The 8,843-nt window shown below is 65.8% G+C and carries 9 protein-coding genes; 7 read left to right on the top strand and 2 right to left on the bottom strand.

All coding sequences use genetic code 11. The features are described from left to right. Nucleotides 1–223: DUF559 domain-containing protein (locus tag VKH46_15475; protein HKB72246.1), on the top strand; the 223-nt coding region annotated here is incomplete at its 5' end. 48 nt (nt 224–271) lie between these two features. Here the strand turns inward: VKH46_15475 and VKH46_15470 are convergent. Beyond that, nucleotides 272–727 carry a hypothetical protein gene (locus VKH46_15470; protein ID HKB72245.1) on the bottom strand — a complete coding sequence of 152 codons (456 nt, stop codon included), beginning with the start codon at nt 725–727 and terminating at the stop codon, nt 272–274. Continuing rightward, nucleotides 724–1,077, bottom strand: a complete 354-nt coding sequence (locus tag VKH46_15465) for a four helix bundle protein (protein HKB72244.1) — start codon at nt 1,075–1,077, stop codon at nt 724–726. The genes VKH46_15470 and VKH46_15465 overlap by 4 nt, the downstream gene beginning before the upstream one ends. Before the next feature lie 482 nt (nt 1,078–1,559). Here VKH46_15465 and VKH46_15460 point away from each other — a divergent pair, with 482 nt between their 5' ends. The 6 genes from VKH46_15460 to VKH46_15435 form a co-directional block, all read left to right on the top strand. Further along, nucleotides 1,560–2,948 carry a sigma-54 dependent transcriptional regulator gene (locus VKH46_15460; GenBank protein ID HKB72243.1) on the top strand — a complete coding sequence of 463 codons (1,389 nt, stop codon included), beginning with the start codon at nt 1,560–1,562 and terminating at the stop codon, nt 2,946–2,948. 170 nt (nt 2,949–3,118) lie between these two features. Next, a complete protein-coding gene (locus tag VKH46_15455; GenBank protein HKB72242.1) occupies nt 3,119–3,727 on the top strand; it encodes a GspH/FimT family pseudopilin in 609 nt (202 codons plus the stop codon). Between the two features lies 1 nt (nt 3,728). Beyond that, nucleotides 3,729–4,274, top strand: coding sequence for a type II secretion system protein (locus tag VKH46_15450; protein HKB72241.1), 546 nt, complete (start codon nt 3,729–3,731; stop codon nt 4,272–4,274). A gap of 10 nt (nt 4,275–4,284) precedes the next feature. Then, nucleotides 4,285–5,826, top strand: coding sequence for a prepilin-type N-terminal cleavage/methylation domain-containing protein (locus VKH46_15445; GenBank protein ID HKB72240.1), 1,542 nt, complete (start codon nt 4,285–4,287; stop codon nt 5,824–5,826). A gap of 10 nt (nt 5,827–5,836) precedes the next feature. Next, nucleotides 5,837–6,373 (top strand): pilus assembly PilX N-terminal domain-containing protein, encoded by a 537-nt coding sequence (locus VKH46_15440; GenBank protein HKB72239.1) that lies wholly within the window; start codon nt 5,837–5,839, stop codon nt 6,371–6,373. Nucleotides 6,374–6,388: 15 nt separating this feature from the next. Next, a partial coding sequence (locus VKH46_15435) for a hypothetical protein (protein HKB72238.1) occupies nt 6,389–8,843 on the top strand: 2,455 nt, incomplete at its 3' end.

Raw genomic sequence — 8,843 nt, 5'->3', positions numbered from 1 at the left:
CGAGCTCGACGGCGGAGAGCATTCGGACCCCGACAAGGAGAAATACGATCGGAATCGGACTTCGGAGCTCGAACGGATGGGATTCAGGGAGCTGCGCTTTTGGAACAACGCTGTTCTCGAGAACCTTCCGGGTGTGCTCGGCATCATTGAGGGAGCATTGAAGGCTTCGCCCGCCCCCTCACCCGCGGCTTCGCCGCGACCTCTCCCACCAGGGGAGAGGTGAGCGTCGCCTCGCGCCACGGGAGCGGAGCGCAGGCGCTCGGCCGACGGTTCAGTAGAAGGTGGTCTCGACCTCGGTGACGAGGTGATCCCTCAGGTTGATCACGATCTTCCCGTCCCTGTACAGGTAGGTCCAGTGGCCCGAGACGATCTGCCCGCGGCTTTCGAGCTTCTCCGAGGGCGCGCCGAGAGCGGCGGAGAGATCCGATTCCTTCATGCCCTGCCGGATCTTCTCCCGGTTGTCGTACGTCCTTCCCGGAACCACGCCCCGGGACGCCTGGGCGAGGTCGAAGCGGCCCGGGACGACGGCGTCGTTCTTTCCGCCGCAAGCGGCGAACAAGGACACGACGACCGCGAGCAGCATGCAGCCGGTCAGCCGCCCGATCGCCCCGGGAGCGCCCTCACTCGCGCTCGCTCGCGCTCGCTTGCCCTCTCCCGCCTGCGCGGCCGAAGCCGCTTCGGCGCGGCGAAGGCCCGCGGGGAGAGGGGGGAAATCCGCGGGCCTCACGAGAACTCCTTCACTTCCGAAAGCAGCCGCTCGACTTCGCGGTAGAGCTTTCGGGCGCGGCCGGCCAGAGCGTCCCCCTTTTCGGCGAGGTCGACCGGAAGAAGCAGCGTCTGGCGCTCGATCTCCGCGAGCGCTCCGAGCGCGCGCCGCCGGTCGTCGACGATCTCCCGTTCCGGTTCGTCGGCGAGCGCGTCGGCGAGGCACGAGGGGATCGCAACGGCGGCCTTTCGCAGCGTCCGCGCGACGGCGGGCGCAACCGGTCTCGCCTCATCGGCGAGCGCGTACGCGGCCACGACCAGCTCCATGGCCTCGCGCCAGAGAGGGTGGTCCTTGTAGGCGGGGTGCGGCACCCGCGGATTATAATGTTCACCAGGATGACTGTCCCGAGCCGCAAGCCCGCCGAGAAGATCCTTCGGAATTCGAAGGGGAAGCAATTTGCCGTCGTACTTCCCCTCGTCAAGTACCGGCGATTGCTGGAAGATCTTCACGACCTGGCCGTCGTTGCCGAACGGCGAAGGGAGCGGACCCTCACCCTCACGGAGCTCCGGAAGCGCTTGAAATCCGATGCCCGGCTATGAGGTCAGGCTCAAATCGTCCGTCGAGAAGGACCTTCGCGATCTCCCGTCGAATGTGAAACGCCGCGTTCTCGAACGGATCGAGAGCTTGGCTGTCTCGCCGCTCCCGCGCGGGTCGGTCAAGCGGTCAGGGGCCGAACGACTTCATCGCCCTCGAGTCGGCGAGTATCGTATCGTCTACGAGGTCGATCACACCGCCAGGGAGATCAAGATCCATTACGTTCGCCATCGCAGAGATGCATATCGATCGCTTTGAGATGCGCGAACCTCCGCCTGATCCCGCCCCCGACTCTCTTTCCGGCTTCCGCGTCCTCGTCGTCGACGACGAGGAATCGATCCGCTTCGGCCTGTCCCGTCTCCTCGCGCAGCGCGGCGCGCAGACCGAAGCGGCTCCGTCGATCGGCGCCGCGGTCGCGCTCCTCGAGAAGTTCCGGCCCGACGCGATCCTCCTCGATCTGAAGCTCCCGGACGCGGAGGAGCTCTCGGGGCTGCGCCGCCTGCGGGAGGCGCGCCCCGACGCGCGCGTCGTCGTGATGACCGGGTTCGGCACGATCGAGAACGCGGTCGAGGCCGTCAAGATGGGCGCCGAGGACTTCCTGACCAAACCCGTTTCGACCGGGCATCTCTTCCACGTCCTCGGGAGGATCGCGGACGCGCAGCGCCTGGAACGGGAGAACCGCGCGCTCAAGCGCGAGATCGACCGCTCGGCGCCGGAGCTCTTCTGGGGCGAGTCGCCGGCGATCTCCACCCTCCTGTCGGAAGCCAAGAGGGTCGCGCGTTCGGACGCGCTGGTCGTCCTGACCGGGGAGAGCGGGACCGGCAAGGGGGCTCTCGCGCGGCAGATCCACCGCTGGAGCGCGCGGTCGGCGGCGCCCTTCGTCAACGTCAACTGCGCGGGGCTCTCCCGCGACCTCCTCGAGTCCGAGCTCTTCGGCCACGAGAAGGGGGCCTTCACCGGCGCCGCGTCGGCCAAGCCGGGACTCTTCGAGCTCGCCCACCGCGGCACGCTCTTCCTCGACGAGGTCGCCGAGATCGACCTCTCTCTCCAGGCGCGGCTGCTCAAGGCGATCGAGGAAAAGCGGTTCCATCGTGTCGGCGGGATCGCCGAGCGGGTCGTCGACGTCCGGGTGATCGTCGCGACCAACCGGGACCTCAAGGCCGAGGTCGCGGCGGGGCGTTTCCGCCAGGACCTCTATTTTCGGATGAACGTCCTCGAGCTTCTCCTGCCTCCGTTGCGCGAGCGCCCGGGCGACGCGCCGCTCCTCGCGGCGCGCTTCCTCGTGGAGTTCGACGCGAAAGCGGGGCATTCCCAGGGGCGCGCCCTCACGGCGGCGGCGCAGCGCCTCCTTTCCGCTTATTCTTGGCCCGGCAACGTCCGCGAGGTGAGGAACCTCGCCGAGCGCATCTCGATCCTCGCGACCGACGCCACGATCGACGCCCCCGAGATCACGCGCCTCCTCGGTGTTCCTCGCGAAGCGTCCGGCAAGAGCGCGCTTCCGACGCTCGAGGAGAAGGAGCGCGAGTACGTCGCCGAGGTCCTCCGGCTGACCGGCGGCAACAAGTCCGCGGCGGCCGAGATCCTCGGAATCACCCGCGCGACGCTGTATGCGAAGCTGAAGGTCGTAGAGGAGTCTGCCGGCGATTGAGCCCGATCGCGAGCCTGGATCATTTCTGGCCATCGCCGTATAGAAATCGAACACCCCCGACCTGACACCCCGGACAGTCCCCTTCAGTTCGGTGCCATACATCCCAGCTACTTACGGGGTATCCGTAGGCGCCCGCGGCGCGGCATCGGACCTGCTTGTTCGATTGTCCAGTGCAGCTCGAGAACCGTCGAAGATGTCGAGGCTTCAGTCTCGTCGAAATGTTGATCGTGATGGCGATCATGGGGTTGATCCTCGCAATCGGCATTCCGTTCTTCGGGACGATCCTGCATCGCAGCCGCGTCGACGGCGTGGCACGGGAGATCGACATGACGGTGCTCGCCGCGCGCCTCCAGGCGATCAAGCGCGGGCAGAACGTCGGCGTCGTGCTCTCGACGGATCCGTCCTCGGCGATCGGCGCCTACAACACGGCGATCACGTTCGTCGATGCGAAACCGGACGGCGTTCTCGACACCAGCACCGTTCCGCCCGACGTCATCGTGCATTCCGATCTTCTCGACCCCGATGGCCATCGGGTGATCCTGCGGATCGACGATCCTGGCAAGCCCTCTCCTTCGACTTCCGCGGCTACGGCGTACATCGTGTTCACGCCCTTCGGGTCGGTCGGGAGCGGTGGGGACAAAGCGGTGTACGTGCTCGACACGCACTCGAACACCCTGCAGATCGCGGTAACGACACCGGCGACCGGAAAGATCGTCATGACGAAGCTGGTGCCCGGGGGAACTCCAACCTACGAGTTGCCTCCCTGGAAGTGGTATTGAGATGAAGAAACGCCGCCGCCTGTCCGGGTTCACGCTGGTCGAGGTGATCGTGTCGATGGGCCTCATGGCTCTCGCGATGCTCGCGATCGCCCCGCTCTTCGCCAATTCCATGAAAAGCAACGCGGTCGGCTGGGATTACTCGAGCCTGAACTCGCTCGCCAAGCAGCAGCTCGAAGAAATCCTCCAGTACTCGTTCACGGATGCCCGCCTCGCGGTTCCTGCCACCGCGACGTTCCAGAGCAAGCCCGGACAAGCGTATCGGCGCCCGCTCGTCGGCCCGTATGAGCTCGTCTACGTCGTCCGCGATTTTCCGTCGACGGCGTTACCGGCGCCCGGCGCGGTACCCGACATTGCCAACGCGGTCGACGACGGCAACCCGGCGTGGACGTTGTCTCCCGGCGTCAAGATGATCAGCGTGTACGTCGCGTCCGCGAGGAGCAGTCTGTCGGGCTCGACCTACGCGGAAGGCTCGAACACGATCGCCGGACTCTTCCCCGCCGGGTACCAGGGCAAGCAGATCCGCATGACCGCTTACAAGTCTCCATAGGACGACGACGATGGGAAGGAAACACGGCAGCCGCGGCTTTTCCCTGATCGAGCTCCTCGTCTCGCTGGTGATCGTCGTGATCGTGATCGTCGCGATGGCCACGCTTTTCGACAGGAGCAACCGGATGGCGAAGGCGGAGACCTCCGTCACCGACGCCCAGCAGAGCGCCCGGTACGGCTCGTACCAGCTCGTCCGGGAGGCCCGCATGGCAGGCGCCGGCGGCATCTCGGCGAGTGTGGCTGACGGCGGGACCTTCCGGCAGCTCGCGGTTTCGCTCAACCTCGGCTCGACGCATTGGGGCACGAGCGCCGATTTCGACTCGAACGACATCAACTCCACCAACGACACGGTCTGCATCGGCGGCCCTTGCGATTCGAACGGAGCCCACCACGTGCGGGCGGGCACGGACCTCCTCCACGTGCGCGGCGTGCTGCTGAATTCCGTCTACGATCTCGGATCCGGGAGTTGGGCGCCCCCGGCGAGCGGAACGACCGGGACGCTGGTGATCCAGCCGTGCACGAAGTTCCAGGATGCGGCCGCCGATCCGACGAGCGCGTGCTACCCGTATGGCTCCAACGACATGTCGCTGTTTCCCGTGGGAGGCGCGACCCAGCCGAGCGAGGGCCGGCTGTTCGTGATGACGGATCTCCTCGGCAACGCGGGCGTCGGCAAGATCACCCGCGCGGACCCGGTGACGGTCTCGGTCGGATCGGGTTCCGGGACGAAGGCCACGCTCACGATCGACGTGGGAAGCTCGGCGTCGCCCGACACGGTCTACTGGCAGACGATCACGCAGAACGGCGCGTTCCCGACGGGCCTCAACACGCCGTCTCGCGGAGGAATCCTCGACGACCGCGTCTTCTTCGTCGACGACGGCCCCAAGAAAGGCCAGGACTGCACCCCCGCGAACGCGACGCTTTCGCCCGGCCCGTGCCATCCGCAGCTCGCGGTCGCGGACTGGGTCGATGGCGATGCGGCGGGCACGCCGTTCTCGACCGCGACGGTGACTCCGGTCGCCGACGACGTCGAAGACCTCCAGGTCGCTTATGGGATCGATTTCTACGACGCCGTCGCGGGCACGGGTTCCTTCACGGGCGCTGCCCCGGTGAGAACGGATCCGGTGACGGGTCTCCCGCTCAAGTATCCGTCCGACGGGTCGATCTCGATCACGAACCAGACGGACTTCGGCAACGCCGTGACGGCGGCCCGCGGATCCACGATCCCGGCGGCCGGCGTGGACGCCTCCGAATCGGCGACGGCGGGCGCGGACGAATGGCTCTGGAACGTGACGGGGGAGCCGACGAGCGGCACGCTCGACCGGACTTCGGACCTTTCGAGGCTGAAGGCGATCGAGGTCTCGATCGTCACCAAGGGGCAGAATCCCGACCCGCAATACAAGGGGCCGAATGCTCAGACTTTCCCGCAGATGGACAGCCTCGCGAAGACCGTCTCACAGATCACGAAGACCGCGGGGGGAGCGCTCGTCCCGATGGCCTATCACCGCCGGAACGTCACGGTCCGCGTCCAGCTACGCAATTTCGCCCTTCAATAGGAAAACGACGATGCGACGAGCTCACCCCTGCAAGTCCCGGTTCCGTCGCGATCCCGAGCGCGGCGCGGCCTTCATCCTCACGATCCTCGTCATGTTCATCCTGACGATCCTCGGGCTCGCGCTGCTCTTCTCGACGACGACGGAGTTCCAGATCGCGGGCGCCGAGGCGACCGTCAACAAGACGTTCTACGCCGCCGATTCCGGGATCCAGTACGCGTACCTCCAGGGGAAGCACGCCACGTACGAGGGCACCGGCACCCTGAACAGCTGCGGCGGCGCGAAGGCGGCCTTCTGGTGCTTCGACCTTCCCGACCTGATGCCCGGAAGCACGACGCACACGCTCTCCGTCGAGGTTTCCCCGTTCCGGCTGAACGACTTCAAGCTCGACCCCGGGAGCGAGATCAACGTCGACTCGACGCCGCTCTATGACAAGGGATACAGCCTCTCGAGCGTCGCGACCGACGCCTTCCTCAATTCGCAGAAGCAGATCACCGTCGACTTCGTCATCGGGCCTGTCCCGTTGAGCGTCGAAGACGTGGGCCATTAAGAGAAAGGGCGCGCCATGTCCAGATTCCGCCTTCTTTCGTCCGCCGTGCTCACCGCGGCTCTTTTGGTTCCCGCGCTGTCTCGCGGAGACGACCGCCAGCTCCTGATCGAGAAGAAGCCGGCGCCGCCGAACGTGATGCTGATCATCTCGAACACGACGACGATGGCGAACCTCCCCTCGACGACGACGCTTGACCCGCTCGGGGGCGTCGACGGCACGAACTCGAAGATGGGGCAGGGGAAGTACGCGATCACGAAGGTCGTCAAGAACGTCGCCGCCGGATGCGCCGCGGGGACGGGCGGATGCATCAACTGGGGGATTTCCTCCTTCTCATACACACGCGCGGACCTGGCGAGCGGCAAGAAGCACTTCATCTTCGAGCCGGACGCGGACGTTGCGCTCACGTACTCGGGGTTCACGTTGACGATTCCCGCACACACGAAATTCAACTTCGGAGGGGCGAGCTTCCCTTCCAACCAGACGAAGACGTACAACGGGAATCAGTATTCGGTGCTCGCCTGGAGCGGGACGAACCTCACGAACGGAACCGGGACGATCACGGATCCTTCCCTGGCCGCGCGGACGTACTTCTATCCGTCGGCGCCCCAGAATGCCACCGATACCGCCCATCTCCCGTTCGGAGGCTCCGACGGGGCGAAGAGGATTCTGATCACCGGCATCCCTTCGAGCTCGAACGCGAACGGCGATCCCGCCGCGGAGATGACGGTGAGGATCACGGGGACGAGTCCCTCCGGGATCACGCCTTACGCGATCATCAGAGGAAGCCAGTCCTTCACGGTGACGTTCACGGTCGGCAAGTGCACGGGAGGCAGCAACCCGACGGCGCCGTGCGATCCGACCGGGCTGGGCAGCTTACAGAGCTACACGGCGAACTTCGTCGTTCCCCCCGAATATTGCGCGGAAAACGACTCGTCCTGCGGCTTTCCGCAGCTCTTCGGCTACGGCGTTGACGTCGGGCGCGAGATCGGCTGGGTCTCGGTGCCGAAGGTCGACAACAATCAGACGGTTCTCGATTGGAGCGGGAACAACAGCTCCGGCAACGCGTCGGGCTGGATGCAGCAGTCCAACAACAATCCGCAGCCGATCGTTCTGATTCCGCACGATTACCAGCCGTGGCTGCCTTACATCAGCGGCCCGGGGGGGAAGCCGTCGAGCGCCCAGCAGACGTATGAGCAGGATCCGAACCCGTGCATCCTGCGGGCGCTACGGCCGACCGCCTCGGTGGTGCACGTCGGGTCGTCGACGGCGACGTATTCGGAGTCGGACGACTTCCCGATTTGGGACGTCTCGAAGAGTCCGCAGAACCTGAACAGCCTCCCCAACTCGTCGGCCTGCGACCTCGAGACCGACGGCTACTATCAGACGGGCTCGCACATCATCGGCAACCCGGACAGCAGCGCCGCGAACTTGTACAACTACACGTACCAGAACACCACGAACAACCGGATGATCTTTCCGATCTTCCCGACCTCGAACGGGAACGTCGCGCCGCTCCAGGGCGTGATGACCAACGTCTTCCAGTACTTCAATGGCGCCAATCAGCCGAACGTCTCGGGGACAGGCTGCGCGACGAACAGCATGGTCGACAACTTCTGCGGCGCCAAGCGCATCGACGACCCGCGGAAGGACTGCCGCAACGCCGCGGTCATCCTCATCACCGACTCGTTCCAGGCGCAGTCGGCGGTCACGCAGGCGGACGTCTCGCCGCTCGCGGCGATCAACGTGCCCGTGTACGTCGTCGGTTTCGGGATCAACTCGGGCGACCTCGGGCCGACGAACGTCTGCACGATTCCCGATGGAAGCGGCGGCCAGCGGGGAGGCAACCGCGGCGAGTGCATCGCGCTCTGGTCCGGCGCGACGATCGTCTCTTCCGACAAAGTCACGATCGAGCGGCAGGGGTACTTCAGCGCGAACAACGCGAGCGACCTGATCGCGGCGCTGACCTCGATCGCGAACCTGCTGAACGAAGAGACGCGCGACTTCGCCACCGCGACGATCCCGTCGGTTTCCGCGACTTCGGAAGGGCTCGCGTACCTCTCGGAGTTCAATCCCCAGAACGAGCATTCGATCTGGTCGGGCCACCTGCGGGCCTTCGTTCTCGATCCGACGAGCGGCCTCGTCCAGTCGACCGGCGGCGGATTTCCGTTGCTCACGGCGTACAAGTTCGGCACCGGCTCGACCGCACCGAGCGGCAGCCTCGTCTGGGACGCCGGCAACACCGGGCAGGACGCGCGGCCGACGACGAGCGACATCGGGGTGGTCGGGTTGCTCGACAAGAACACGTACGTGAATCCGACGCAGACCCTGACCGCGGGCGCGCAGTGGAGCAACGACAACCCGCATGATCAGGCCAACGCCACGGGAAAGTTCGGCCGGAACCTCTTCTTCGGATTGAAACCAGGAGAGGGAGGCTGCACCTCGGGATCGTATGAGTGCCTGGTCCAGATCC

It is taken from the genome of Thermoanaerobaculia bacterium (assembly GCA_035260525.1).
GTDB lineage: Bacteria > Acidobacteriota > Thermoanaerobaculia > UBA5066 > DATFVB01 > DATFVB01.
Note: the sequence above shows the minus strand (reverse complement) of the source record. Positions and strands in the feature narration are given on the sequence as shown.

What these genes read in the sequence shown, in the direction of transcription:
- VKH46_15460 (HKB72243.1), top strand. Translation starts at nt 1,560, where the DNA reads ATGCGCGAACCTCCGCCTGATCCCGCCCCCGACTCTCTTTCCGGCTTC.
- VKH46_15445 (HKB72240.1), top strand. Translation starts at nt 4,285, where the DNA reads ATGGGAAGGAAACACGGCAGCCGCGGCTTTTCCCTGATCGAGCTCCTC.
- VKH46_15440 (HKB72239.1), top strand. Translation starts at nt 5,837, where the DNA reads ATGCGACGAGCTCACCCCTGCAAGTCCCGGTTCCGTCGCGATCCCGAG.
- VKH46_15450 (HKB72241.1), top strand. Translation starts at nt 3,729, where the DNA reads ATGAAGAAACGCCGCCGCCTGTCCGGGTTCACGCTGGTCGAGGTGATC.